Raw genomic sequence first — 26529 nt, 5'->3', positions numbered from 1 at the left:
AACGTCCCGGATACAGCACTGCGATCCCATGTGGAGATGATGAATGAAACCCGTTGATACCCTGGATGTTTCGCAACGCCGCGCCGACATCGCATCGATGTTCCTCGACCGCCTCGGCGATGAGAAGCCCGGACTGCGCACTCGTGACGCCCAGTGGACCTGGGACGAGGTCGTCCGCGAGGCGGCGCGGCGTGGCGCGCTCGGCAAAACCCTTCTCACCGACGGCCCTGCGCATATCGGTGTCCTGCTCGACAACGTTCCGGAGTTCGCGTTCTGGCTCGGCGGGGCCGCGTTGACCGGTGCGACCATCGTCGGCATCAACCCGACCCGCGACGACGCGACGATGGCCGAGGAGATCGCGCACACCGATTGCCAGGTCATCGTCACCGACACCGTCGGGGCGGCGCGTGTCGCGGCACTCGACACCGGAGTCGCGCAGACCAACATCCTCAACATCGACGACCCCACGTATCAGCGGTCATTGCCCGAGCACGTCGATCCACGCGAACTGGCCACGGCCAGTGGCGAGCTCGGGTCGTCGCTGTATCTGCTCTTGTTCACGTCGGGCACCACCGGACGCTCCAAGGCGGTCATTTGCAGTCAGCGCCGGCTGGCGATGGTCTCGTACGCGGCGATCGACAAGTTCGGCCATCGGCCCGACGATGTCGACTACTGCTGCATGCCGATGTTCCACGGCAACGCCCTGATGGCCCTGTGGTTCCCGGCTCTGGCCAACGGTGCGACGATCTGCCAGACGCCGAAGTTCTCGGCATCCGGATTCCTCGACGACATCCGGTTCTTCGGCGCCACCTTTTTCACCTACGTCGGCAAGGCTGTGGCACACATCCTCGCCACCCCCGAAGCCCCCGACGACGCCGACAACACTCTCGTGCGCGCGTTCGGTACCGAGGCGTCACCCGAGGACCAGGCGCGGTTCGCCGAACGCTTCGGCGCCACACTGTCCGAAGGTTACGGTTCCAGCGAAGGGGGAGTGATGGCCGGCAAGGCCGCGGATGCGCCAGAAGGTGCACTCGGCCGGCCCAACCCGGGCGTGGCGATCGTCGATCCGACCACGATGCAGGACCGCGCGGTCGCCCGGCTGGATGCCACCGGTCTGGTACTCAACGCCGAGGAGGCGATCGGCGAGATGGTGGACAAGTACGCGTCTGCCAAATTCGAGGGCTACTACAAGGACGAGGCCGCCGACGCCGAGCGGGTGCGCAACGGCTGGTACTGGTCCGGCGACCTCGGATACATCGACGAAGCCGGTTACCTGTACTTCGCTGGGCGCCGTGGCGATTGGGTCAGGGTGGACGGCGAGAACACGTCGACACTCGTCACCGAACGGGTGCTGCGCCGACACCCGCAGGTACTCGCGGCAGCGGCATTCGGGCAGCCCGATGCCCGGTCGGGCGACATGTTGATGGCCGCCATCGAGGTGGCGGATCCCGAGCGTTTTGACGCCGCCGAGTTCGCGGAGTTCATCAACGCGCAAGCCGACCTCGGACGAAAGGGTGCGCCACGACTAGTCCGCATCTCCGCCGGACTGCCGATGACCGGTTCCAACAAGATCATCAAAACCCAACTGCGCGAAGAGGGCTGGAGCACCGACGAGCGGATCCTGCAGTGGGTCGGCCGCCCTCCCGTGGCCTACCGCGAGTTCGACCAGACCGCTCGCACCGAACTGATCGGCGAGTTCCGGACCCACAACCGAACTCGATTGCTCCGCCAGATCGGGTGACGCGCCGCAGACAGATCGCGTCGATGGACTGGCGAACTGTTGCGGGATAGCGGCTTGTTGCAGATTTGGTCTGCTGGCGGCGGCCCCGTTCGGCGTAACGCCCGGCGACCTTGGACCCGTCCGGGTGTCGGTCATCGCGACCGGAGCTACGTTTCTGCTGGCGTCCGCTTATTCAGATGATCGCGCGCAAGCAGTCCGGGCGGGGCCATGTTAACCAGCTCCGTCGCTCAATTATTCCGCTGGTAACCACCGTGCAATACAACGGGAGTGAACTGAATGTCGTAGCCGGGCAGGGCTACTCTCTGACATCTTCCGAGATCTGCTCCACTGTCTGAGGCAGCGTCGCCTCATCCATCTGATCTGTGCTGACGGATTCGACCCGTCGCAGACATTACAGGAGACCACGTGTCCTCATTCGACGAGACCATCACCGACAACATTGCCGCATCGCTCGCCGAGATCCCGCATCCCTCGCTTCCGAAGGGATCGAACATCTACGGCGGGACCAAGATCTTCCCGGATTACCAGGCAGAGAACGGCGAAACCTATTTCACCCTGGTGCACGGGATCGCGCACGAGTCATCGGTGTCGTTCGTCGCCGTTCTTCAAGCGACACGGGCTCTGCGAAAGGGATTCGAGTCCGCCATCTACTTCTACGGGCCAGGCGCCATCAATTGTCTTGCCACCCGAGGGTTTCCGAAGACCGGCGACTCGGGATTCCCCGGGGAGCAGAACATCAACGACTCGCTGGAGACCTTCATCTCCGAGGGCGGCACGGTGTTCTGCTGCCGCTTCGGCCTCGCTCTGCATGGCGGAAGGGAAGAGGACCTCATCGAGGGTGTGATCCCGGCTCACCCCTTGGACGTGCAGGACGCGATCATCCACTACTCACGCAAGGGCGCGATCATCAACTCCACCTACATGGTGTGACCGACCCCGACACCCCTCGAGGACCCATATGACCACCATCGCTGCGGTTGCGGCCAACTTCACCCGCGATCTCGAGCAAAACTACGAGACCATCGCCGACTACGTCGATCAGGCCCGGCGGCGCGGCGTGGACTTCCTGGTCTTCCCGGAAGCCGCCATCGGCGGCTATCTGTCGTCGCTGGGCAACCACGGGGACACGGTCAAGAACACGACGAGATCCTTGCCGCCTGCCATCCGGCTCGACGGTCCGGAAATCCAACGCGTGCAGTCGATCATCGGTGACCTGGTGATCGCGATCGGATTCTGCGAGCTCGCCGACGATGGCGAGACCCGCTACAACGCGGCCGCGGTGCTCGACGGCACCCACATCTACGGGAGCTACCGCAAGGTTCATCAGCCACTAGGCGAAAACATGTCGTACTCGTCGGGCTCGGATTATGGCGTGTTCGACACCCCAGTCGGACGGGTCGGGCTCCAGATCTGTTACGACAAGGCGTTTCCGGAGGCTGCCCGCGTGATGGCGCTGAACGGCGCAGAGATCATCGCGAGTCTGTCGGCGTGGCCGGCCGCCCGCACCGCGACCGCGGACGACCTCCAGGATGACCGCTGGACGTACCGGTTCAACCTATTCGACACCGCACGCGCACTCGACAACCAGGTCTTCTGGGTCGCGGCCAATCAATCCGGCACGTTCGGTTCACTTCGGTACGTCGGCAACGCCAAGGTCGTCGACCCCGGCGGCAACATCCTCGACACAACCCTGCTCGACAGCGGGATGGCCGTTGCCGACGTCGACGTCGAGGGCACCTTCCGCACGATGCGCGGCGGGATGTTCCACCTCCGCGACCGACGGCCCGACGCGTACGGCGTGCTCACCGAACTCGCCGCAACCGACACCGCGCCATGGCGAGACCTGTCCCATGCCTGAGATGACCTTCACCGTGCGGTGGCCCGACGGCCTGGTACAGAACTATTACTCGCCCAGCCTGGTCATGCACGATCACCTCGACGTCGGTGGACGGTACACGGTCGACGACTTCCGCTCGCGTGCAACGACAGCCCTCGACGAGGCCGCCGAACGTGTGCGCACCAAGTTCGGGTTCGCCTGCACATCGGCCGCCGCCACCGCCGACGAGATCACCGACACCGCCGCCCGATACAAAGCCGATTCCATCGTCGAGATCCTCGACATGCATCCATCCCTGCCTGCCCCCACACCTTCCACCGCTCCGGAGACATCATGAGCGCCACCCCTACTCCCACCCGTCATCCGGTTGTCATCGTCGGCGGCGGTCAGGCCGGACTCTGCGTCAGCTGGTATCTCGGCCACGCCGGCGTCGACCACCTCGTGATCGAGTCGAAGACACCGACCCACGCCTGGGCCGACTCCCGGTGGGACAACTTCACTCTGGTGACCCCCAACTGGCACTGCCGACTACCCGGCTACACCTACGACGGGCCGGACCCCGACGGATTCATGACCCGCGACGAGGTCGTCGCGTGGCTGGCCGGCTGGCTCGACAGTTTCACCGCACCCGTCCGCGAACACACCACCGTCACCAACCTACGACAGACCGGCGACAACGGATTCGCGCTGACCCTCAACAGTGCGGATGGCATCGAGACCATCACCTGTGACCACGTGGTCATCGCCACTGGCGGCTACCCGCTACCGATCATCCCGCCATATGCATCGTCGCTGGATCCGGCTGTCACGCAGATTCACTCCGAGCAATACGTCAACGCCGACCAGCTTCCCGACGGCGCAGTCCTGGTGGTCGGGTCAGGACAATCCGGCGCACAGATCGCCGAGGATCTCCACCTCGCCGGCCGCGACGTCCACCTCGCAATCGGCAATGCACCCCGCGTCGCCCGGTTCTACCGCGGGCGCGACTGCATGACCTGGTTGGCCGACATGGGTGTCTATGACACACCGAGGCAGGAGTACCCGGGAGGCACAGCAGCGCAGGAGAAGACGAATCACTACGTCACGGGCCGCGACGGTGGCCGCGACGTGGACCTGCGCCAGTTCGCCGCCGAGGGCATGTCTCTGTTCGGCGCACTCGTCGACGGCAAGGACTCGAAGCTGCGGTTCGCGCCGACCCTGACCGCGTCGCTCGACAAGGCGGACTCGGTGTACAACTCGATCTGCGCCGACATCGACGAATACATCGAGGCGCACGACATCGACGCCCCGCCGTCGAGCCGATACGAGCCGGTGTGGGAACCGAACTCAGACCCCACCGAACTCGATCTCAACGCAGCGGGCATCACCAGCATCGTGTGGGCGATCGGCTTCCGGCCGGACTACCGATGGATCGAGGCGAGCGCATTCGACGGAGCGGGCCGACCCATGCAGACACGCGGCGTCACCCAGGTTCCTGGACTCAGCTTCGTCGGACTGCCGTGGATGCACACCTGGGGCTCGGGCCGATTCCTCGGTATCGACAGAGATGCCCGTCATGTCGCCGACAGCGTTGTCGCCGCGCTGGGCGAGACCCACCTGCCACTCGCCACCGGGCACTGACGAGGACCACGACATGGCACACCGACCGATCTCCGCGGTCATCGCCGATCGCATCTGCGTCACCCGCCGTCCTCCCCGTAATGGTGCGGGCAAGATCCGCCGACGTGTGGTGGCCGGGCGCGGCCACCGCACCATCCGAACGAACGGAGTTCCCGCGTGAGTGTGTCAACCAGAGTCGACCTCGCCCTCCTCGGCATCCGCGGCACACCGCCCGTCCATCGGACCGGTGGCGCCGGGCCTACCGACGACGGCCACCTCCTGATCGACGGACTGAACGCCGCCGTCCCGCAAAATCCGGACAGCCCCTTCGTGTTCGACGGTGATCGTGTCCTCTACGGCGGCATCGACGCCGGAGTCCGGATCGAGACGATCGGTCGACCGCACTTCTATGATCTGACCACCGACGACGGCATCCCATTCGAGAAGATCGCGAAGTTACACGGCGCGAACGTGCTCGCCACCACAGTGCTGCAGACCTGCATCCGCTATGCCGAGGATCAGCGATGCCGATTCTGCTCCATCGAAGAGTCGTTGCGATCCGGGTCGACGGTCGCGGTGAAGAAGCCCGACGACCTCGCTGCTGTCGCCCGTGCCGCCGTCGACCTCGATGGCGTCACCCAGATGGTGATGACGACCGGCACGTCCGCCGGTAAGGACCGCGGTGCACGGCATCTCGCGCGTTGCGTACGCGCCGTCAAACAAGCCGTCCCGGAGCTGCCCGTTCAGGTGCAGTGCGAACCGCCGGCCGATCTGTCCACCATCACCGAGCTCCGCGCCGCCGGCGCCGAAGCGATCGGCATCCACGTCGAGTCCCTCGACGACGAAGTACGTCACCGATGGATGCCGGGCAAGTCCTCGGTGCCCCTCGAGGAGTACCGCGCAGCGTGGACAGAGTCGGTCCGCGTCTTCGGACGCAATCAGGTCTCCACCTACCTGCTGGTCGGACTCGGCCAGGACCCCGACGAGATGATTCGGGGCGCAAGAGAACTCGCCGACATGGGTGTGTATCCGTTCATCGTCCCGTTCCGACCGCATGCGGGGACACTCGCTGTCGACGTGGACCGGGCGTCGGCGCCCGAGCCCGACATCGTCGAGAAGATCAGCAGGGAGGTTGCCACACACCTGCAACTGATCGGCATGACCGGTTCCGACCAGCGCGCCGGATGCGCGGCCTGCGGGGCCTGCAGCGTCCTGCAGAACGTGGGAGGCTGAGGCGATGCTCGACGGCACGACCACACCCGTCCACCAGCTGCGTGCTGCCCGTACCGACCTGTCGATCCTCGCTGGGGCGCGCCCGGCGAGCACGCCGGCGCGCTTCCTCATCCGGATCGCCGACGACGACGAACTCCTCGCGGCCTACCGATCCCTACGGGTCGGCGAATTCGTCGAACGACAGCGGCTTTTCGATCACACCGACCGCGACGACACCGACGATGATCCGCGCACCGTCGTCCTGGTGGCGACCATGCCCGACGGCACTGTGATCGGAGGTGTCCGGGTGGCGCCCCGCACCGCCGACGACATCGGGTGGTGGGCGGGGAGCCGTCTGGTAGTGGCCGACCCGGCGCACGCCGCGGGCGTCGGTGCGGCCTTGGTGCGCGCGGCGTGTGCTCACGTCGAATCGGCTGGAGTGGTCCGGTTCGATGCCACCGTCCAGGATCGCTACGCGCCGATGTTCCGATCGCTCGGCTGGCAGGACCGCGGCGCGGGCCCCACACTCCGCGGCCGTGATCATCGCCGGATGCTGTGGCCGATCAGGCAGATACAGCGCGTCGCCGACTCTACGAAATCGATTCTGGCCGAGGTTCTCTCCCCATTTTCGGAGCAGCCGGGAGGGCTCGGGCCGAGCGGGTTCCGCGGTGACGATGGAGTGCCGATCCCGGGAACAGAGCTGATCGCGGCCTGCGACGCCATCATCCCGACGATGGTCGAGCGAGACCCGGAATGGGCCGGCTGGTGTTCGATCCTGGTGAACATGAATGATCTGACCGCCATGGGCGCCCGTCCCGTCGGGGTACTCGACGCCGTCGGCGCCCCCACCCGCTCGCACCTCACCCGCATCGTTCGGGGCATCGCGTCGGCCGCGCAGGCGTGGCATACCCCGGTCCTCGGTGGACACACCCAGGTCGGGGTCCATCCCTCGTTGTCGGTGACGGCCTTCGGCCATGCCGAACGCGCGATCCCCGCCGGGGCGGGGGCCGTCGGCGACACTGTGTCGCTGATCGCCGACCTGGGCGGCTCGTGGCGACCGGGATATCACGGACGGCAATGGGATAGCACCAGTTCGCGCACGGCCGACGAACTGGCCCGCATGGCACGGTTACCGGCCGAACTGCGACCGGCCGCAGCCAAGGATGTCAGCATGGCCGGCATCGCGGGGACGCTCGGCATGCTCGCCGAGGCCTCGGGTACCGGGGCCGAACTCGACGTGGCCGCGATCCCACGCCCGTGCGACGCCGCGATGGGGTCGTGGCTGACATGTTTTCCCGGCTACGCGATGCTCATGGCCGATCGGCGGGCCGTCGGCAACGTGCCGGGCCCGACGACCTCGGCGGCCTGTGGCCGGCTGACGGCCGAACCGGGTGTGCGCCTGCGTTGGCCGGACGGTGAGCTGACCGTCGCCGTGACCTCGAACGTCACCGGCTTGGGAGCGGCGTGAGGGCGCTCCCGGTGAGTAGAGTTCGATGACATGACCGCGGTCACTATCGGAGCTCTCGCAGCGCATTTCGGACGGGATGTGGAACGAGGTGTGTCCAAGGCCGTGGGCATCGTCGAGGCCGCGTCCCGCGATGGTGTGGACCTGCTGGTGTTCCCGGACGCGTCCATCGGCGGATACATCGGCGACCTTCGCAAACCCGATCCGACCGAGTTGCCGCCGACCCTGGATCCACACGGTCCTGAGCTGGCGGCCATCGGCGCCGCCGCCGGGCACATGACCGTCTGCATCGGTTACACCGAAGCGGCGCAGGGCGAGCGATACAACACCGCCGTATGTCTGTCCGGCGATGGAGTACTCGGCACCCACCGCAAGGTCCATCAACCAGCGGGTGAGTCGATGGCCTACGCGGCCGGCGATTCCTTCGACGCCTTCGACACGCCGGTCGGCCGGATCGGGATGCTCATCGACTACGACAAGACCTTTCCCGAATCGGCGCGCACGCTGGCGCTCGATGGCGCCCGCATCATCGCCGCGCTGTCGGCGTGGCCGGCCAGTGTCACCGATCGGGCCGCCCGCCTCCCGGCGGACCGCCAATCACGACTCTTCGACCTCTACGACTGCGCCCGGGCCGCCGAGAACCAGGTGTTCGTCGTGTCGTCGAACCTCACCGGCGTCACCGGATCGTTGAGGTTCCTCGGACAGGCCAAGGTCGTCGGACCCGGCGGCGACATCCTGGCGACGACCCGATCCAAGGGCGGTCTGGCGAAGGCCATCGTCGATGTGGACGCCGAGATCAGTCGTGCCCGAAGGGTTCTCGATCACCTCGCCGAACTCCGTCACGACACCTACCACCCGCGCCGAAAGCAAGCCGATGCGCGCCGAGGGCAACCGGAATTGGTCCGGGAGAACCCGGCCGCAGGTGGGTGAGCCGATGCGTATCGCGCTGCTGACCTATTCGACGAAACCGCGTGGCGGTGTCGTGCACACGCTGAACCTTGCCGAGGCCCTTGCGCGGGCGGGAGCGGACGTCACCGTGTGGAGTCTCGCGCGTGACGGCGACGAGGGATTCTTCCGAGATGTCGACGCGGCTGTCGCTCTTCGCCTCGTGCCGTTCGACGATCTCGCCAACGAGACCATCACCGGGCGCATCGTGCGGTCCATCGATGCGCTGGGATCGGCATTCGACCCGAGCGCCTACGACATCGTCCACGCACAGGACTGCATCAGCGCGAACGCCGTCGGCACCTGTATTCGGACGATCCATCACCTCGACCAGTTCACGACACCGATCCTGGTGGAGTGCCACGAGAAGGCTGTGGTGAACCCGTACGCGCGCATCTGCGTCTCCCGAGCGGTGGCCGCCGAGGTGGTCGACGGATGGGATCTGCAACCGGATGTGATCCCGAACGGCGTTGATCACCAACGGTTTGCGTCAGCGGCGTCGGATGCCGATGATGCCGTGACGGCTCGACGACGGTGGCGCGAGAGGCTCGGGCCGTATGTGCTCGCCGTCGGAGGCATCGAACCGCGCAAGGGCAGCATCGATCTGCTCGAGGCCTTCGGCCGGATGCGCGTCGACGCACCCGAACTGTCCCTGGTGTTCGCCGGCGGGGAGACGTTGTTCGACTATCGGGAGTATCGGACCGAGTTCGACCGGCGCCGCGACACTCTCGGCATCGAGCCGATCGTGCTCGGCCCCGTCGCCGACGATGACCTCCCGTCGCTGGTCGCCGCCTGCGACGTGTTCGCGTTCCCGTCGACGAAGGAAGGCTTCGGTCTGGCCGCAATGGAAGCACTCGCTGCCGAACGTCCAGTCGTCGCACGGGAACTGCCGATCCTGCGAGAAGTGTTCGGCGACAGCGTCATCTACGCCGACGACGTGGACTCACTCGCCGGGGCACTCCTCGCCGCCCGGACGCCCGACCACGCTCGCCGCACCCGGGGAAGCGCTCTGTCACGGTCGCTCACCTGGGACGCCGCCGCCCGCTCTCACCTCGCCTTCTACGCCCGCCACCCTCACCCACGCTGACCGACCCGCCTTCCGTAGTCACCTGCGTTGTCCGGGACCGACCGAACACGTGGCGGAGGATGAGATTGTGCCACGCCCCATCAGGCGAGATCGGTTTCGGTAAGGCTTCTGTACACCGGGCGCAGGTAGGGAGTAGCCCGCCCGGTACCGACGCGCCAGTCAGCTGCTCGCCATTCAGGGCGGGGCCCGGGCGACGTCAGATTTCGTGGCAATTGATGACGCCATGACCAGGAGAGCCGTCGCTCTTGCCGGATACCACTGGTGTGTCGGAGACTGGTCAGATCGCTCGGCGCTGAGCCCCGCTGGAATCAATAGCTCGCTCAACCTGTTGGTGCCGGCATGCGAGCAATCACCTACGACCGCTTCGGCGGCTCCGATGTCCTTGCGCTCACCGAGCTACCCATGCCCAAGGTCGGTCCCGACTCAGTACTGGTGCGGGTTCGCGCGTCGAGCGTCAACCCGGTGGACTGGAAGGTCCGGGAGGGGTATCTCGCCGAGATCCTCGACACCGTGTTCCCGGTGGTCCCGGGATGGGATGTCGCGGGTGTGGTGGAGCAGGCCGGTTTGGACACGCCCGAGTTCCAGGTCGGCGACGAGGTGTTCGGCTATGTACGCAAAGACGTCGTCGGTGGACAGGTGGCCGGCGGTACGTTGGCCGAGTTTGTCGCCGCCCCGGTGCGCACACTCGCGCACAAGCCTTCTGGATGGTCGTTCGAGGAGGCGGCGGCCGTTCCGCTCGCCGGTCTGACGGCCTACCAGACGATTCGCCGGGCGGGCGTGCAGTCGGGTCACACGGTTCTGGTCCATGCCGCTGCGGGTGGTGTCGGATCATTTGCTGTTCAGATCGCACGATCTCTCGGTGCACGCGTGATCGGCACTGCGTCGGAAGCCAATCACGACTACCTCAGAACGTTGGGTGCCGAACCCATCACGTATGGAGATGGTCTGATCGATCGGGTGCGCACTCTCGAGCCTGCGGGCGTTCACGTTGTTCTCGACTACGTGGGCGGTGACGCACTCGACTCGGTGCCTGACGTTCTACGTGACGGGGGCACGGTCGCCTCGATCACCGATGCGCGGGCCCGAGACGAGTTCGGTGGACAGTACGTCTGGGTGCGCCCCGACTCCACGGACCTCGCCGAGCTCGGCCGGCTCGGGGAGGCCGGGCACCTGACGCCGGAGATAGCCGAAGTGTTCGAGCTGGCCGACGCAGCAACTGCCCACGAGCGCAGTCAGTCCGGCCACGTGCGCGGCAAGGTCGTCGTCCGCGTCTGACGACGTACGCCGCAGCTCGCTCCGTCCGCAGATCCTTCGTGGCGAAAACCGCAGTGGGCGGCTCACGGGTTCGGCGGGGGCCGCCAACGACTCGCTGACCCGGCCATGACATTGAACACGGGGTTGGGGGTGAGCCGTAGCGCGATGTCTCGAGTTCTTTCCAGCGCCGCGAACTGCGGTGCGGCGAATTGCGCACCGCCTTTCGACATTGCGTAGAGGCTGAGCATTCGGGGAAGCCGCCGTGATAATGCGGCGGTTCCGCGGTACGCAAGTGTCAGAGCGTCTTCCATTGCCAGGGCAGCCCCTTGGCCGAACGTCGGTTGCATGGCGTGCGCGGCATCGCCGATCAGAACCACTTTGCCGCGCACCAGTTTGTGTGGTGGCCTGGCCTCGACAATGTGTGGGTTCAGGATGTCTTCGGCCGTCGCCGCCGCAATGAGTTCCGGTAGCGGGGTCGGCCACTCGCGAAACGAGGACAGGTCAGCACCCTGCTGCCGACTACCTCCATAGATGTAGACACGTCCATCGTCGAGGGGTAGAACTCCGAACTGGCTTGTTCGACCCCAGATCGTTCCGAACCCTTCGTGCAGGTCTTGGTCGACAAACCACGCCCAGTTGGTGCCGCTGACAAGCCGTGCGGGCGGAGCTGTGGGCCACACCGTGGTCCGGACAATTCCGCGTGCACCGTCGGCGCCGACCACCAGGTCGAATTTGGCGACGTGTTTCGTGAGTTGCACGGTTCCGTCCGGATCGACATGAGTCACGGTGCTCGCATAGTGAAGACAGTCCGTCGGCAAACTTTGCCTCAGCCACCCGAGTAGCTGCCTTCGCGTCACCGTCGCATACTCGGTGCCACCGGTGAGCTTCGGCAGAGTACTGCTGACCAGCACCTGGCCGGCGGCGTTGCGCACCGTCGCAGGTACTGTCGCCCAGCGGCTGGTGGAGATGTGTTTCCGCACTCCAAGCATCGACAGGCACGTCAACGCGTTGTGGGACAACGAAATAGCACCACCGCCGGTCGACGGCGCCGTCGTTTTCTCAAACACCGTGACGTCATGGCCCTGGCTTCGGAACGCGATCGCCGCAGCGAGACCCGCGAACCCGCCACCAACGATTCCAATCCTCACGAACCTTGATACTACGCAACGTAGTAGCCCTCCGGGTGCGGTTGGCATGGGCCCGTGATTCGGGTTGTACGCGTCACCTACTTCAACCACGGTGGTGGATTCGTACAAGACGCAGCCGGCCGTTGGATCAGGTGATGCGGCTCGGGGGAGGGGCGGCGGCGATTCCGCGCACCGCTTGTTCGAGCACGTGCCGTGCGACCGGGTCTGCGACGTCCTTGCCGTTGAGTAGCAGCGTCCCCGGCAGGTTCACGACGCCGTATTGAACTGCGGCGACAGCGGTCCGGTCTGTCCGGTCCCATAGCGCTGAGGACAGTTCGACGAGAAGCTCTCCAAGATCGGCGCGGAGCCGTCGCAGACGATGTCGCGTCTCATCGTCGAGTTCGGAGGTGATGAAGTCATCGAGATGCGCGCTGAGCAACACGCGGGCGCCTTGTGCGTCGTTCTCGGCGTAGGTGGCTGGTGCGAGCGAAGCTGCGACGAACGCGCACTCAGGACCGCCCTCATTCAATGCATGCGTCACCTGGTCGCGTTGAAATGCGAGGAACCCCTGGGCCTCTCGTGCCCACACACGGGCCAGCAGTCCGTCGCGCGACCCGAAGGCGTGATAGACGGCGCCGTTCGATGCACCCGACGCCGCGCTCAATGCGCGGATCGTCACGTCGGTGACGCCGCCGGCCAACCAGAGGCGCCGGGCGTGGTCGAGGAGCTCGTCGATGTCGTAGCGACGGGGGCGTCCCACCGCGCCTACTCCGTGCCACCGACAACGTCGGCGGCCGTCAGGGCAGCGACGGCGTCCGAGTACAGGCCCGACTTGATCTTGCCCAGAGTGGCGCGGTCTTTGCCTGCCAAGTCGCGGACGATCCCCATCGCAGCGTCGCCCAGATTCTCAAGCATCGCGGTCGCGTCCAGGATGCCCGCGGCCTCTGCTGCGACAGCGGTGTAGCGGCGCCCACTGGTCATCGCCTGCAGAGCCGTCCGCGGGGTGAGCTTAGAGGCGATCAGAGCGGTCATCCCCGGCGTGAACGGAATGTGGATGTCGACCTCGGGAAAGCAGAAGTATCCGCGGTCGGTTCGCATAACGCGATAGTCGTGTGCGATGGCCAGCATCGCACCCGCCCCGAACGCGTGTCCGTTCAGCGCGGCGACCGTCGGCACCGGCAGCGTGAGCACGCGGGCGAACAGCGCCTGCACACGTTCCACGTACGCTTCGTGCTGGTCCAGGTGTGCGCCGAGCCAGTCCAGGTCGAGCCCGTTCGAATAGAACTTGCCGGCACCGATCGTGACCAAGGCGGCCGGGCCGGTCGACGCCTCGAGCTCGTCGAGCGCAGCCTCGACGTCACCGAGCCAGTCCGGCGAAAAGCGATTCTCATCGTTGCCGAGATCCAGTGTCCAGATCGATCCGTCACTGGAGATTGCCGCCATGTTGAACTCCTTCGGTGTTGCCTGAGCTGCTCCCGCAGGAGAGCGCGCCGTATATCAGGTGTGCTGCCGAACCCGCAGTACGAACGAGACCGAGCTAGTCACCGGAGCGTAACAGAGCATTGCTCTAAAAATGAAGGCGCATCATTCGAGGGCACGTGGTGCGGGCGGCATCGGCGCTCGCCTGCTGTGTGCTGGTTCAGATTTCGAGACAGCCGAGCGTTGTTTCGCCGAAGTGCTGCGCGTGAGACAGGGAGTGGAGGAATTTCAACCGCCGAGCGATGTAGTAGTACTCGGCCCCGTTCGGGGTGAATCCCATTACCCAGCGGCCCTCGGCGAGGCCCTCGAGTCGCCGCGGGTGGAGACCGGGAGTTGCTGGAGCCGGACTTACCGCCAGGAAAGTCGTTCTTGGATCAGACCGCACCGCGGAAACAGGCTTCCGGATACCTGGTCTTCTGGCATCGCCGAGCACGGTGACCCGTCGTTCCCGAGGGAACAACGGGCCACCGTTGTGTCGGGCTCACGCCGCGCGATCGTGCTCAGGCCTACATGGTCACGACACCGCAGGATTCTTTCTGGAATCCAAGCTGATGTCGGCGATGTTGCGTTGTCCGGCAACGACGTCGACCGAGCGGGCGGCTGGTTCGTACATGCTGGCCACGATGGTGAACCGGCCGTCAGTGAGTCCGTCGATGCGATAACTCCCATCGGCGTCGGTGGTCGCCGACGCAACGATGGTCTGGTCCGGTCCGATCGCGGACACCGTCGCACCTTCGAGCGGGGAGCCGCCGATCACTGTGCGTACCGAACCGGTGACGCCGCTGGTGGCGATCAACCGAATATCGATGGTGTCGGCGGTCCGGCCGACGGCGGTGTCGACGTTGACCAGTTGGCTGGCCGGCTGGTAGCCGGGTGCTGATGCGGTGATTGCCACGATGTCGCCGTCGGACAACCCGGGGATTGCGAAATGCCCGTCGGAATCAGCTTGCGCCTGTGTCACCACGGCACCGGACTGATCGGTGACGATCAGGGTCGCAGCAAGGGCACGGTGTCGGTCGCGGACTCGACCTCGCAGCACAGAGCCACCAGCGAGTGCGAAGTCGCGATGCGACACCGCGGCGCCGACGACGGAGACCGTCACAGCCTTGGGCGACCGGCCGGGGGCGGTGGCGATCACGGTGTACGTGCCGTCGGCGATGTTGTCGACGGTGTAGAAGCCGTCATGGACTGCCGAGGTACCGGCCTGCCGGCCGTGCACGTCGGTGACTGTGATCGCAGCAGTGTCCAGAGGTGTGCCGTCGCTGGTGGTGATGCTCCCGGCGATGCGTGGACGGACCACAGGCGCACCGGCCTCATGTGCAATGAGCCGCTGGGTCGCTTGCGGTTTCGGCTCATCGACGACGCTTGGATCGGCTGCCGGCGATCCGGCCTCATCGATGGCCGATCCGACCTCGCTCACGGCCCCCGTTGGCAGCTTGCCGCTCCGCACGAGTAGCCCCGCGAGGAGTCCGCCGATCGCGAACACTCCTGCGGCCACCGCGAATGCGGTCCCGTAGGAGTGCACCGCAGCCAATTGCGCCAGCTCGTTCGGGTTCGAGACGGCTGAGGCGTTGTCGGTCATGTACGAGCTCGCCGCACTGGCCGCGATGGTGCTGAGTAGCGCCGTGCCCACCGAACCGCCGACCTGCTGCATCGTGTTGACCGTTGCCGAGGCCACACCGGCATCCTCAGGCGAGACGCCCGAGATGGCACCCTGCATGGCCGGCGCCATCGAGGCGCCGATACCGACACCCATGATCATCAATGCGGGCAGGACATTGGTTGCGTACGAACTGGTTTCGCTGATCTGCGTGAGTAGCACCATGCCACCCGCGGCGATGAACATCCCGCAGGTCATCAGCCAGCGCGGACCGAACCGGGGGAGGATCACCGAGGTCGACGTGGTCGCCGTGACCACCAGCATGCCGATCATCGGAAGGAAGGCCAGCCCGGTGCGTATCGGGCTGAATCCCAGATTCTGCTGCAGGTAGTAGGTGAGGAACAGGAAGATGCCGAACATGCCGATGCCGGCGATGAACACCACCAGGTAGGACCCGCCTCGCGTACGGTCCTTGATGACGCGCAGTGGCAGCAGTGCATGCTCGGCACGAGACTGCCACCAGATGAAGGCGGCCAACAGAACCGCGCCGGCGGCCAGCCAGGTGATGGTCGCCCAGTCGGCCCAACCGTTGGTCTCGGCGTTCGAGAAGCCATAGACGATCGAGAAGAGTCCAACTGACACGACTACGACGCCCGGCAGGTCCAACTTCGGATGATGCTCGGACCTGGACGAGCCGAGGAACAGCAAGGCGCCGATGAGTGCGATGGCGGCGATCACGAGGTTGACATACAGGCACCAGCGCCAGCTGGCCCACTCGGTGAGTGTTCCGCCGAGGAGCATGCCGAGCGCGCCGCCACCACCGGCGATCGCACCGAAGATGCCGAATGCCTTTCCGCGTTCGTTCGGATCGGTGAACGTGGTGGTCAGCAGCGAGAGAGCCGAAGGCGCCAGCAGCGCGCCGAAGATGCCCTGACCTGCGCGTGCGGCGACGAGCATCTCGAAGTTCACTGCCGCGCCGCCGACGGCCGACATCACCGCGAACCCGACGAGCCCGACGATGAATGTGGTTTTACGGCCCCACAGGTCCGACAGGCGACCGCCGAGCAACAACAGGCTGCCGAACGACAGCGCATATGCGGTGACGATCCACTGCCGGTCGTCGTTACCGAACCCCAGCGATTCCTGCGCATGCGGCAGTGCGATGTTCACGATGGTCGCGTCGAGCACGACCATCAGCTGTGCGAGTGCGAGCACACCCAGCACGACCCAACGCAGCCGGTGATGGCGCGCGGCCTCCGTCTCGACCTCGGCAGGAGCCCTGTCGAGATCTGGGTGAGTAGTGGTCATCCAAGCCTCCGAGTATTAGGCGGAGGGAGATCCTCCAGTTGCCGGTTGTACCAACCTAGGTCAACCGGAGACTATTCCTCCACTTGATATGGTGTGAGCATGGACACCGGACCCGTCGCCGACGCGGTGCCCCGCAAACTACGTGCGGACGCCGAGCGCAACAGGCTGCGCATCATCGAGGCAGCGCGCGAGATTTTCGCCGAACGAGGTCTCGAGGTCACGCTCGATGACGTCGCGGCCCGCGCCGGCGTGGGGGTCGGCACGGTATATCGACGGTTCGCGAATCGCGACGAGCTCGTCGTCGGCGTGCTGGCCGAACACCTGGCCCACGTTGCAGACCAGACCCGCGCCGCACTTGGTGATCCCGACCCTTGGCAAGCGGTTGTCGACGTTCTCACACTTGTGACGACATCGATGGCAACCGACCGTGGCCTGGCCGCGCTGGTGATGTGGATCGACCACGAGCAACCCGAGATCAAGGCGGCGAAAGCAGTTCTCATAGAACAACTCCGGAAGGTCTACGACCGCGCGAGCGATGCCGGCGTGTTGCGCCCCGACTTCGCCCACACCGACTTCTTCGGAGTCCTCACCATGCTGTCAGCGGTGGCGGAGACGACCCGGCCGACGGCCCCGGATGCGTGGCGGCGCTTTTTCGAGTTGATCCTCGACGGAATGCGGGCAGGTCAGCGATCGGAGTTCTCGGTGCCCGCACTCACCGACGCGCAGATCCAGGAGATCCAACGGCGGCGCCATCAGCAGAGATGAGTCCGCGGCGAACACACACATGTCCGCGTTCAAGCGTCCCGCCCTGTCGCGTGACGGTTTGATCGCTCAGCGCCGGGCAGTGGGCGCGCCGACCACCGGCTCAAGCGGGGTAACCACCATCTCGGCACTGTGCTGGCCGATTCGGGTCGGCTGCCCGACGCCGATCTCACGTCCACACCCGATTTCGTCGTTCCATCTCGATGAGTGGACTCTCGGGACCGCGCCACCGGCCGTCTGTGTAGCGTCGGCCACATGTAAGTGACATCGCCAGGCTGCGGATACGGCCTCGAATGTCGTTAATTCGCAATGCTTTTCCGTACATGCCACCGAGTAGGTCTGGTGAGAATCCTTGACTGCCACAGATTCCGTTCCGCGCCTCGAATGGATCAGGGGCGACCACTCATCTCTTCATATCCCCGCCACGCCCGAAGCCCTCCACGGACGCGGCATCGAGTTCCTCACAACCGCTTTCCGGCACAGCGGCGTCCTCGGCCCTGGCAATGCCGTGGAGGAAGTCGTTGACTGGTGTGATGTCACCGCCGGAAGTACCGGCCGGAAAGCCACCTTTTCGATCACGTACCGCAGCCCCGTATCCTCGCTGCCCACCGAGCTTTTCGTCAAGTTCTCCCGCGACTTCGACGATGCGTTTCGCGACCGCGGCCGGTCCCAGATGAAGCCTGAGGTGAGCTTCGCCGAATTGTCGCGGACACCCGAGTTTCCGATCGTGGTTCCCGAAACCCTGTTCGCCGACTACCACGCCGAGAGTGGGACAGGAATCCTGATCACCGAGCGCATAGCGTTCGGCTCTCACGGAATCGAGCCGCAGTACGCGAAGTGCTGCGACTACGAGATTCCTGACCCGGTCGAGCACTACCGGGCAATCTTCACCGCCCTCGCCCGACTCGCAGGCGCGCATCGCGCCGGCAGGCGTCCGAACGACCTCGTTGGGCGGCTGGCCAACAAATCGACGTCGATGGCCAGGCCCGCACCCGGCCCCCGAGAAGACGAGCGACTCAGACGGCAGCTGGATGAGCTCGCCGACTTCGCGCGCACCTATCCCAATCTGTTGCCGGACAACGTCGGTGACCCGAAGTTCCTTGCCCGTATCGCCGTCGAAGCACCACGGCTACAGGTCGCCTCGACGGCCATTCGCGAGCGGTTGGGCGGCCGGCCCGAGTTCATCGCCCTGTGCCATTGGAACGCAAATGTCGACAATGCCTGGTTCTGGCGCGATTCCTCCGGTGATCTGCAGTGCGGACTTCTGGATTGGGGTTCGGTGGGCCCGATGAGTGTGGCCGCCGCGGTTGGTGGTGCCCTCATGGCCGCCGAGACCAGTCTGTGGAACGAGCACCTTGATGACCTTCTCGAACACTTCACCGATGTCCTCGCCGAGTCCAGTGGCCCGGCCATCGATCCCAACGATCTCCGCGAGCACCTCCTGCTCGGTCTGGGGCTCGGGGGACTGGACTGGCTCCTGGGCATCCCGGCGCGCATCGCGACTCAACTGGGCAAGGAAGGCACGACCCTCACACGCACCAACCCGCGGATCCGCGACGACGAGAGCATCCGTGCACCGTTACAGATGCTTGTCATCCTGCTCAATGCCTGGCAAACATACGATTTGCCGTCCACCGCCAAGCTGGACGAGGTGACGTGAACATCTAGCTGTACGACGGTTGGCGTCCTGCACCGACGGCGACTCACGCCGCTTGGCCTCGAACGCGAGTCATTCTGCCAGCATCCTCGTCAGTCTCGTACAGAAGTTGGCAGCCGCCCTAGTCCTCGCCTTTGGTCACCGAGTCGGCTCGTGACGATGGTCACCGTTGCGGGTGTGCGGTGTGTGAGCTGCCGAAACGGGACGATTCACAGTTTGTACTTTTGATCACGGTGGTTGCGAATGCTGAGGGTACTGTGCGCCAAGGTTAGTGTTTGGAGTGTCGGGTTGGGAGTCGCTCTTGAGCCCCTTGCTGCAGAGCCCATGACCTCATTCCGGCGTTTCCGCAGTGTGGTTGTTGGCCGCGTGGTGCGAGTACCGACAAACCGCCTGCTACCGACAACGCAAGGGGCTGAGCGTTTTGACATCCATTGCTGTTTCTGGCCTGTCGCATTCGACGTTGGTGCCGCGGGAGCATGTGCACAGAGATGCGCTCTCGGAGGTGTACCTCACCGACATCATCTGCGACAGGTACCCCAATTTTCGTGTGGGCGTGCATCTTCCGAAGTCTCACAGTTACTACAACGATCACATCGGGTTGTCCGAGGGGCGGTTTGATCCGCTGTTGTTGCTGGAGTGCTTTCGGCAGACGTCGATTCTGATCGCCCATCGGCACGTTGATGTCGGGTTCGATCAGTCCTTCATCTTCAATACGGGCAGGCTGCAAGTCGTTTCTGGTGATGGGATGGCGCTCACCGAAGCGCCAGGCAATGGCGAGCTGAGTGCGGTCATTGTCGATGAGAAGACCCGTGGCAGTGAGGTAATCGGCATCACGCTGGAGATGTTGTGTGCGCTGGCAGGTGAGCGAGTGGCGTCGATGACGATGAGTATTCAGTGGATGCCGCGCGACGTGTGGGCCAGAGTGCGTACCAAAGGTCGCGCGAAACTTGGCTTGCCTGAATACCGTGCGGGGATTGCTCCGCAAGCTGGTCGTGAACCGCGCGGAACCCGCGGCGTTCACGCGCCGGAGACGTTGGGCCGTCGCATCGATCGCAACATCGTTCTCGGGGGTGCCGCGGTCACTGAGGACGGCCTAGAGGTTGATGTACTGGTTGACCAACGACACCCCAGTTTGTTCGATCATCCCCTCGATCACATTCCCGGGGCTGTCTTGTTCGAGGCGATTCGGCAAACAGGAATCCTTGCCGCCCACGAAGTTTACGGTCTTAGTGCGCGGAGCTTGTTGGTGACGTCTCTGAGTGCGGACTTCACCAGGTTTGGCGAGCTCGATCTGCACACCGTTGCGCGTGCTCGGGTCGTTGACACCGAGCATGGCGCCAACCACGGCTTCGACGTGGAATTGCTCCAGGAGGGCGAGGTCATCGCCTCAGGGCAAGTGTGGTTCACGAACTGCGCGGCGCACCGGCGCGTGGCGGGAGGTGGACGATGACGGCCGTTGAGTCCCGCTTCAGCATTTCCCAGTGTTCTGATCAATCCCGCTATTCCGCAGTGTTTTTCGACTTCGGTGGCGTGCTGTCGCCGCCGATCGATGACCTGTTCGTCGAGTACGAACGTAAGACCGGAATTGCTCCGGACGACCTGAAAGCGGCGATGGCCGGCGTCGCCGATCAACTCGGGGTGGCGGTGCTTGCTCCGGTGGAGCTGGGGCTGCTCAGCGAGGCGGAGTGGGTTCGTCGCCTTCATGCATGGCTGCTGGCGCGCGATATCGATGTGTCACGCTCAGAGCTCGAGTTCGGTCGACAATGGTTTGCCGGTCATGTGGTCAATCGCGCTGTACGTGATCTCGTATTCAGGGTGCGGGAGGCGGGCTACCGGGTCGGCATTCTGACCAACAACGTGCGTGAGTGGGAGCCGTATTGGCGCGCCATGGTCGCACTCGACGACCACGTGGATGTCATCGTTGATTCCTACGATGTCGGTGTACGCAAACCGGATTCGGCGATATTCGATCTCGCGGCGGAACGCATCGGTGTGGGGCCATCGTCAGCGGTGCTGATCGATGATCTCGCAGAGAACTGCGCTGCCGCACGTTCGGCCGGCTGGGGCGCGGTGCAGTTCGTTGACAACCGCACCCTCCACACAGATCTTGGCAGGTTGCTTGAGCAGTCGATCACCGATGGAGGTCGGCTGCAATGACGGAGACTGTCGGTCCATCGTCAACTCATGGTGCAGGCGCGGGGCCCACAGCCAGGCCATCGATCCTTCTCGCGGCGATTCTGCTGGCTGTCGTTGTCGTGCCGACTGGTGTGTCGGGCACTGGTGTGGCGCTGCCGCATATTGCCGGCGACCTGGGGTCACAACCAGCTTCTCTGCAGTGGGTGGTCAATGCCTTCAATCTGACGTTTGCAATGTTCAGTTTGGTTGCCGGGTCCATAGCCGATCATGTCGGACGACGGCGCGGCCTGCTCTTGGGCGGTGCAGTGTTTGCTATCGCCGCGGTTGTGAGCGCGTTGGCACCAAGTCTGCTGGTGCTCGATGTGGCCCGGGCCCTGGCGGGTGTTGGTGCCGCGATCATCTTCGCGTGCTCTGGGGCGTTGCTGGCGATCACGTTCTCCGGCAAACAAGCCACCCGCGCCTTTGCCCTGTTCGGCACCGCCGCCGGGGTAGGACTCGGCCTCGGGCCCAGTATCTCTTCGGCGGCGATCGCGCTCGTCGGGTGGTCTGGAATCTTCTGGTTCAACGCTGTGGTCATCGCCGTGTCGTTGGCCCTGGTCATCGCTTCCCGTGTGCATGACAGCCCGGCCTCAGAATCCGGACGACTGGACTATCGCGGCGCGGCGGTCTTCGCTGCATCTCTGACTTTGATCATTGCTGGTGTTGCACAAAGCAATACATGGGGGTGGTCCGCGCCGGGGACAGCCGTGATGATCGCGGCAGGGATCGTGCTGTTGGGTGTCTTTGGATGGTTGCAGCTGCACACCACGAACCCGCTGTTGGATCTGCGACTATTGCGTTCGCCTCGTCTTGTGGGGCTGCTGATGGTGCCGGTTGCCGGTGCCGTCGGGTTTGTCACCCTGCTCACGTATTACCCGACATTTCTGTCGACTGTCTGGGAACTGGGTTCGGGGGCCGTCGGTGCGGTGATGCTGATCATGACGGTGCCGGTGATCGTGGGACCCCTCGTCGCTGGCGCTTTGCACAATCGTGGTGTACCGGAGTGGGTGATTCTGGGCGGCAGCGTCGTCTTATTCGTGATTGGTGCGGCGTTGCTGACGCGAATGGGAACCACCGTCAACGTGGCAGGGCTGGTGGTGCCGTTTGCATTGCTGGGCTTAGGTTTTGGTCTCGGTGTCGGACTCGTCGACGGGCAAGCCATCGGTTCGGTCCCAGAAGAGAAGTCCGGAATGGTCTCCGGGCTGGTCTCGACTGTGCGTCTGGGCAGCGAGGCTGTCGTGGTCGCCGTGTTTGCCGGAGCGCTGACCGCAGGCGTGGGTGCCAGTGTGCGCCACATTCTGCCGGCATCGATGGCTTCCGACCAGCAACGCGAGATCGTTGACCGCGTGGTGACCGGGGAGACCGGTCACCTCGACCCCGCGGTCAGCGTCGACGCAGTGCGTACGGCATTCGCAGACGGGATGGTGCCTCTGTTGTGGGCGCTCACCGTCGTCAGTGCGGTCCTCGCCGCAGTCATCATCGCGTTGCTTGTACGGCGAGCGCCGGAGGTCGCCGATGACGCATCGGCGTCTGCACCGGACTTGGCCGAGCAGGACTCAAACCCCCGCCCCGACGAAAACCGCCAACAACAGCCGGTTCAGTACTCCACCACGATCGAAAGGTTCGATTCATGACGATCGCGACCACGACAGCCACCTCATCACTCAACCCGCTGGTGACCGACATCCCGCTCCTGGATACCCCTGCGCCCTACCGACGCGAGTGGATCGGCGAGGACGGGTTGACCCGGATCGAGCTGCCCAGCGGTCACGAAGCGGTCTCGCTGACGAATTACGAGCATGTCAAGACGCTCATGCTGGACCGCACCGCAAGCCGCACGTTGTGCAACGTCGACGGTGGGCCATCGTTCATGCCCACCAACTGGGCGCCGGAGGTGCTCATCAATCTTGACGCTCCCGTTCACGGAGTGGTGCGGGAGTTCGTCTCCCACGAATTCAGTGCGCGGGCAATGAACGATCTGGTGCCGATGATCAGCGAACTGACCTCTGCGGCATTGGATTCACTGGAACAATCAAGTGCCCCGGACCTGGTCGCCCAGGTCTTTCGTGTCGTGCCCGGACAAGTCGTCTGCCGCCTGTTGGGCGTCAGTGTCACCTACGCCGGATGGATGAACGAACTGGGCCGCCGTATCCAGCTGGCACCGCGTGACAACATCGAACTGATCGAACGCTCCTGGGTCGAATTGTACGGCTGGGTGCAGCGTTTGGTTTCCGGTGAGGAACCGGCCGACGAGGACGGACTGATCGCGATCTACCGGCAGCGCGCTACACGGCCGGAGTTCGCGGCCGTCGATGATGCGTTGATCGCCGGCACCGTGATGGGGATTGTGCTCGGCGGGGACAACAACGTCGCCACGATGCTGACGAAGACGGCGTATGCCGCCCTGGCCGCACCCGCGTTGTACGCCGGTATGACCGCCGGCACGGTCGCTGTTGCCGATCTGGTGGAAGAGATCTTGAGACTGATGCCGTTGGGTACCCCGGGCTCCTTCCCCAGGGAGCTGACCCGCCCGCTCGTGGTCGAGGGGATCGAGCTGGCAGCCGGGTCGATCGTGTACCCACACATCAACGCGGCCAACCGAGACCCGGACGTGTTCCCAGACCCCTTGCGCATCGATCCCGACCGGCCCGGTCACAAGCATCTGCAATACGGTTACGGCATGCACCGCTGCATGGGATCGGCGTTGTCTCAGATCGAACTGATCACGGTCCTGCAATGCGTCGTCGCACGTTTTCCAGAGCTGCGACTGGCTGTCGAACCAGAGCAGCTCGAGTGGGACCTGGGTATCGGTCTGCGGCGGCCCCGCGCGTTGCCAGTCGACCTGGGCTGCCGTGACCTGAATGCGTCCGAGGTCGGTGAGCATGGTGTCCGCTGAGAGTCACGATGTGATCGTGGTCGGCGGAGGCCCGGTAGGACTGCTCGTCGCCAATGAACTGGCACTGCACGGGGCAGCGCCGCTGGTATTGGAGCAACGCAGCGGCGTCAGCGAGTATCCGAAGGCTGGGACCTACCACGCGCGCGCCATCGCAACGCTCGCACGCCGGGGCATTGTGGCAGTACCGCGCCGCACCAACGATCACCGAGCGGTGTCCAGCGAACCGTTCCAGTTCGCCGGATTTCCGTGGCTGACGATGCGGGGCCGCACCATCGACGGGCCTGTGATGCTCGGAATCGCCCAGGCCGACCTCGAGCGCGCGATCGCCGTGCACGCAGAACAGTCCGGTGCCCGGGTTCTGCGCGATCACACCGTGATCGAGGTGGCCCAGGACGACACCGGAGTGCACGTGGTGGCCAGAGATCGCCGCGGCCGCGAGCGACATTTCCGGGCTCGCTACGTGGTGGGCGCCGATGGTGGGCGCAGTGTGGTGCGCACCTGCGGTGCCTTCGATGTGCGTGAGTATCCGCCGACCATGCGGGCGATCTTGGGGTTGGCGACGGTGGAGAAACCCGAACAGATCCCGGTCGGGTGGAGTCATACACCGCGCGGGTGGACGTTGCTGAACCTCAACCGGTATGGCGAAAGCCGGGTGATCGTCTTCGAATTCGACGGTCCTGCCGAGGATCGGGCGGCCCCGGTGAGTCCAGAGGAGTTCTGCGCCGCCGTCGACAGAGTGGTGGGATCGCATGTGGAACTGACCGACCCGCACTACCTGAATCGCTTCAGCGACTTCAGCCGCGTCGCCGGCGCCTATCGGGATCGGAGTCTGTTTCTTGCCGGCGATGCCGCACACATTCACTATCCGTTGGGCGGGCAAGGGCTCAACACCGGCATCGTTGACGGGGTCAACCTGGGCTGGAAGCTCAGCGCAGTGATCAGTGGCGCAGCCGACGAGTCGCTACTCGACACGTATGGCAGCGAGCGACAACCGGTGGGGCAGTGGATCATCGACAACACGAGGCTGCAGTCGAAACTCATGAACCCCGACGTGGACAACGATCCGTTGCGTAGCGTGTTCGCCCAGATGCTGTGCTCGCCAGAGGCCCACGACTGGCTCGCCGACCGGATCAACGGAACTGCGCTGCGCCATGAGACCGGATCAGGAGACGCACGACTGGACGGCGTTTTTCTGCCCGATCACGAGCTGACTCTGGCTGGCGGGCAACATAGTTCGGTCTCCGAACTGCTGCGCGCCGGGCAGTTCCTCGTGTTGGCACGCTCGGCTGTCCCCGGTTCTCTCGCTGCCACCGACTCCCTGCCGTTCACGGCGGTGGTCTCGGTTGACGAGGGCCTGCCAGCAGACTATCCGGAGGTGATCGTCGTACGCCCCGACGGATATGTCGCCTGGGCCGGAGAGAGCACGGATACGGCGGCCATGGTGAGCGCGCTGGCCACCTACTTCGGACTCCGGTGCCCACAACCTGTCTCGGAGATGGTGCAGTAGGCGATACTCGGCCCATGACAGACGGCTGGTTTCTCGTGGACACCGTCGGCGATATGCCAGCGGTCCTGTTGATCGGCGCGCGATCGAAACAGTGGCGCCCCTTGTCGAATGTCTTTCGCGGCTCGGTCCACAAGACCGTGTTGCGCCTGGTGGATACCGTCCTGAACAATCTCAAGCAGTCGCAAGTGCTGATCGATCTCGCCGGACCTCGCCTGGCCGTGGCATCCCCGGTGTTGGGGACGTCACGACAAGTGCACGGCATTCTGATGTGGATCGGCGAGCCGACACGTACACCGCCGGCCGAGCCGGTTGCCCGAGCGTGGGAATGGGAACTCGACGACCGGGTCTCGCCGCGCCTGGTTCCCGACCGTCGCGCCACACACATCACGACAATGACCCAGTGGCTCTCCGAGTTCGCGCGTCCGGCCGACGCTGCGCGCGTGGCAGTCGACCTGCGCACCGCCGAGATCGGATTACGTGGGACAGGCGAATGGATCGACCTGCAAGGCACAGTGCATCGCTACATATACCGGTGTATCGCCACATTCGACGGTCCGCGGATGCTCGTGGTGTCTGTCGAACTGCCTGAACGCCTCTCCTGGGACGACGCCGAACTCATCGCCCGGCGAGTCACCGATACCACCGCGATGACCGGAGGCATCGCGCCTGCGTTGGTGCACGCACCGACCAATCGGGTGGTCGCCTGGCTGTCGACGGTCCGCCCACCTCTTCCTGCCGACGTGCTCAACGGACGCTGTCCAGCGCCTGCGCCTACCGCCTCCCAGCCGTGGGAGGGCATTCCTGACCTGACGTTGTGCATCTTCCCGGTAGGGGCCATCTGAGGCTTAGGTCGAGCGAGGTCCGAATGCGGCGGACGT

At 64.9% G+C, this 26529-nt stretch carries 23 protein-coding genes and 1 pseudogene; 19 read left to right on the top strand and 5 right to left on the bottom strand.

The features are described from left to right. The first annotated feature begins 43 nt into the window (after positions 1-43). The 11 genes from AAFP35_RS11650 (at position 44) to AAFP35_RS11600 (ending at position 11161) form a co-directional block, all read left to right on the top strand. Positions 44-1741 (top strand): AMP-binding protein, encoded by a 1698-nt coding sequence (locus AAFP35_RS11650; protein ID WP_419221751.1) that lies wholly within the window; start codon positions 44-46, stop codon positions 1739-1741. A gap of 405 nt (positions 1742-2146) precedes the next feature. After that, the gene (locus tag AAFP35_RS11645) at positions 2147-2671 is read left to right on the top strand and encodes an MSMEG_0572/Sll0783 family nitrogen starvation response protein (RefSeq protein ID WP_419221750.1); all 525 of its coding nucleotides are present in this window, start codon (positions 2147-2149) and stop codon (positions 2669-2671) included. 28 nt (positions 2672-2699) lie between these two features. Beyond that, on the top strand, positions 2700-3599 hold the full coding sequence (locus AAFP35_RS11640; protein WP_419221749.1) for a carbon-nitrogen hydrolase family protein: 900 nt from the start codon (positions 2700-2702) through the stop codon (positions 3597-3599). Then, complete coding sequence (locus AAFP35_RS11635; RefSeq protein ID WP_419221748.1) at positions 3592-3915, top strand: MSMEG_0570 family nitrogen starvation response protein; 324 nt, start codon at positions 3592-3594, stop codon at positions 3913-3915. Before AAFP35_RS11640 ends, AAFP35_RS11635 begins: the two co-directional genes overlap by 8 nt. Beyond that, entirely contained in the window at positions 3912-5198 is a 1287-nt protein-coding gene (locus AAFP35_RS11630) for an MSMEG_0569 family flavin-dependent oxidoreductase (RefSeq protein ID WP_419221747.1), read from the top strand. The genes AAFP35_RS11635 and AAFP35_RS11630 overlap by 4 nt, the downstream gene beginning before the upstream one ends. Before the next feature lie 13 nt (positions 5199-5211). Then, positions 5212-5358: a hypothetical protein gene (locus tag AAFP35_RS11625; protein ID WP_419221746.1), complete on the top strand. Its 147-nt coding sequence runs from the start codon at positions 5212-5214 to the stop codon at positions 5356-5358. Further along, positions 5355-6410 (top strand): MSMEG_0568 family radical SAM protein, encoded by a 1056-nt coding sequence (locus AAFP35_RS11620; protein WP_419221745.1) that lies wholly within the window; start codon positions 5355-5357, stop codon positions 6408-6410. Before AAFP35_RS11625 ends, AAFP35_RS11620 begins: the two co-directional genes overlap by 4 nt. A 4-nt stretch (positions 6411-6414) precedes the next feature. Next, the gene (locus AAFP35_RS11615) at positions 6415-7857 is read left to right on the top strand and encodes an MSMEG_0567/sll0787 family protein (RefSeq protein ID WP_419221744.1); all 1443 of its coding nucleotides are present in this window, start codon (positions 6415-6417) and stop codon (positions 7855-7857) included. Positions 7858-7887: 30 nt separating this feature from the next. Beyond that, a complete protein-coding gene (locus tag AAFP35_RS11610; RefSeq protein ID WP_419221743.1) occupies positions 7888-8784 on the top strand; it encodes a carbon-nitrogen hydrolase family protein in 897 nt (298 codons plus the stop codon). Between the two features lie 4 nt (positions 8785-8788). Beyond that, positions 8789-9886 (top strand): MSMEG_0565 family glycosyltransferase, encoded by a 1098-nt coding sequence (locus AAFP35_RS11605; protein WP_419221742.1) that lies wholly within the window; start codon positions 8789-8791, stop codon positions 9884-9886. 339 nt (positions 9887-10225) lie between these two features. Further along, positions 10226-11161 (top strand): NADP-dependent oxidoreductase, encoded by a 936-nt coding sequence (locus AAFP35_RS11600; protein ID WP_419221740.1) that lies wholly within the window; start codon positions 10226-10228, stop codon positions 11159-11161. Between the two features lie 62 nt (positions 11162-11223). On the opposite strand, the gene AAFP35_RS11595 is transcribed toward AAFP35_RS11600, so the two are convergent. From AAFP35_RS11595 to AAFP35_RS11575, 5 genes and pseudogenes are all read right to left on the bottom strand, one after another. Then, positions 11224-12288: an FAD-dependent monooxygenase gene (locus tag AAFP35_RS11595; RefSeq protein WP_419221739.1), complete on the bottom strand. Its 1065-nt coding sequence runs from the start codon at positions 12286-12288 to the stop codon at positions 11224-11226. 127 nt (positions 12289-12415) lie between these two features. Further along, positions 12416-13027 carry a TetR/AcrR family transcriptional regulator gene (locus AAFP35_RS11590; RefSeq protein ID WP_419221738.1) on the bottom strand — a complete coding sequence of 204 codons (612 nt, stop codon included), beginning with the start codon at positions 13025-13027 and terminating at the stop codon, positions 12416-12418. 5 nt (positions 13028-13032) lie between these two features. Then, a complete protein-coding gene (locus AAFP35_RS11585; RefSeq protein ID WP_419221737.1) occupies positions 13033-13710 on the bottom strand; it encodes an enoyl-CoA hydratase-related protein in 678 nt (225 codons plus the stop codon). Between the two features lie 550 nt (positions 13711-14260). Next, on the bottom strand, positions 14261-15046 hold the full coding sequence (locus AAFP35_RS11580) for an MSCRAMM family protein (RefSeq protein WP_419221938.1): 786 nt from the start codon (positions 15044-15046) through the stop codon (positions 14261-14263). Between the two features lie 111 nt (positions 15047-15157). Continuing rightward, positions 15158-16654: pseudogene (locus AAFP35_RS11575) on the bottom strand (MFS transporter); the annotation flags it as partial. Positions 16655-16753: 99 nt separating this feature from the next. On the opposite strand from AAFP35_RS11575, the gene AAFP35_RS11570 reads away from it, so the two are divergent. The 8 genes from AAFP35_RS11570 (at position 16754) to AAFP35_RS11535 (ending at position 26493) form a co-directional block, all read left to right on the top strand. Continuing rightward, a complete protein-coding gene (locus AAFP35_RS11570; RefSeq protein WP_419221736.1) occupies positions 16754-17419 on the top strand; it encodes a TetR/AcrR family transcriptional regulator in 666 nt (221 codons plus the stop codon). Between the two features lie 349 nt (positions 17420-17768). Further along, positions 17769-19076 (top strand): hypothetical protein, encoded by a 1308-nt coding sequence (locus AAFP35_RS11565; protein ID WP_419221735.1) that lies wholly within the window; start codon positions 17769-17771, stop codon positions 19074-19076. Between the two features lie 346 nt (positions 19077-19422). Beyond that, entirely contained in the window at positions 19423-20523 is a 1101-nt protein-coding gene (locus tag AAFP35_RS11560; RefSeq protein ID WP_419221734.1) for an AfsA-related hotdog domain-containing protein, read from the top strand. Further along, on the top strand, positions 20520-21230 hold the full coding sequence (locus tag AAFP35_RS11555) for an HAD family hydrolase (RefSeq protein WP_419221733.1): 711 nt from the start codon (positions 20520-20522) through the stop codon (positions 21228-21230). The genes AAFP35_RS11560 and AAFP35_RS11555 overlap by 4 nt, the downstream gene beginning before the upstream one ends. Next, positions 21227-22882, top strand: a complete 1656-nt coding sequence (locus AAFP35_RS11550; RefSeq protein WP_419221732.1) for an MFS transporter — start codon at positions 21227-21229, stop codon at positions 22880-22882. The genes AAFP35_RS11555 and AAFP35_RS11550 overlap by 4 nt, the downstream gene beginning before the upstream one ends. After that, positions 22879-24144 (top strand): cytochrome P450, encoded by a 1266-nt coding sequence (locus AAFP35_RS11545; RefSeq protein ID WP_419221731.1) that lies wholly within the window; start codon positions 22879-22881, stop codon positions 24142-24144. The genes AAFP35_RS11550 and AAFP35_RS11545 overlap by 4 nt, the downstream gene beginning before the upstream one ends. Continuing rightward, the gene (locus AAFP35_RS11540; protein ID WP_419221730.1) at positions 24131-25651 is read left to right on the top strand and encodes an FAD-dependent monooxygenase; all 1521 of its coding nucleotides are present in this window, start codon (positions 24131-24133) and stop codon (positions 25649-25651) included. The genes AAFP35_RS11545 and AAFP35_RS11540 overlap by 14 nt, the downstream gene beginning before the upstream one ends. A 14-nt stretch (positions 25652-25665) precedes the next feature. Then, positions 25666-26493 (top strand): GAF domain-containing protein, encoded by an 828-nt coding sequence (locus tag AAFP35_RS11535; RefSeq protein WP_419221729.1) that lies wholly within the window; start codon positions 25666-25668, stop codon positions 26491-26493. The last annotated feature ends 36 nt before the right edge of the window (positions 26494-26529 follow it).

The sequence above is a fragment of the Gordonia sp. CPCC 206044 genome (assembly GCF_048537895.1).
Lineage (GTDB): Bacteria > Actinomycetota > Actinomycetes > Mycobacteriales > Mycobacteriaceae > Gordonia.
Note: the sequence above shows the minus strand (reverse complement) of the source record. Positions and strands in the feature narration are given on the sequence as shown.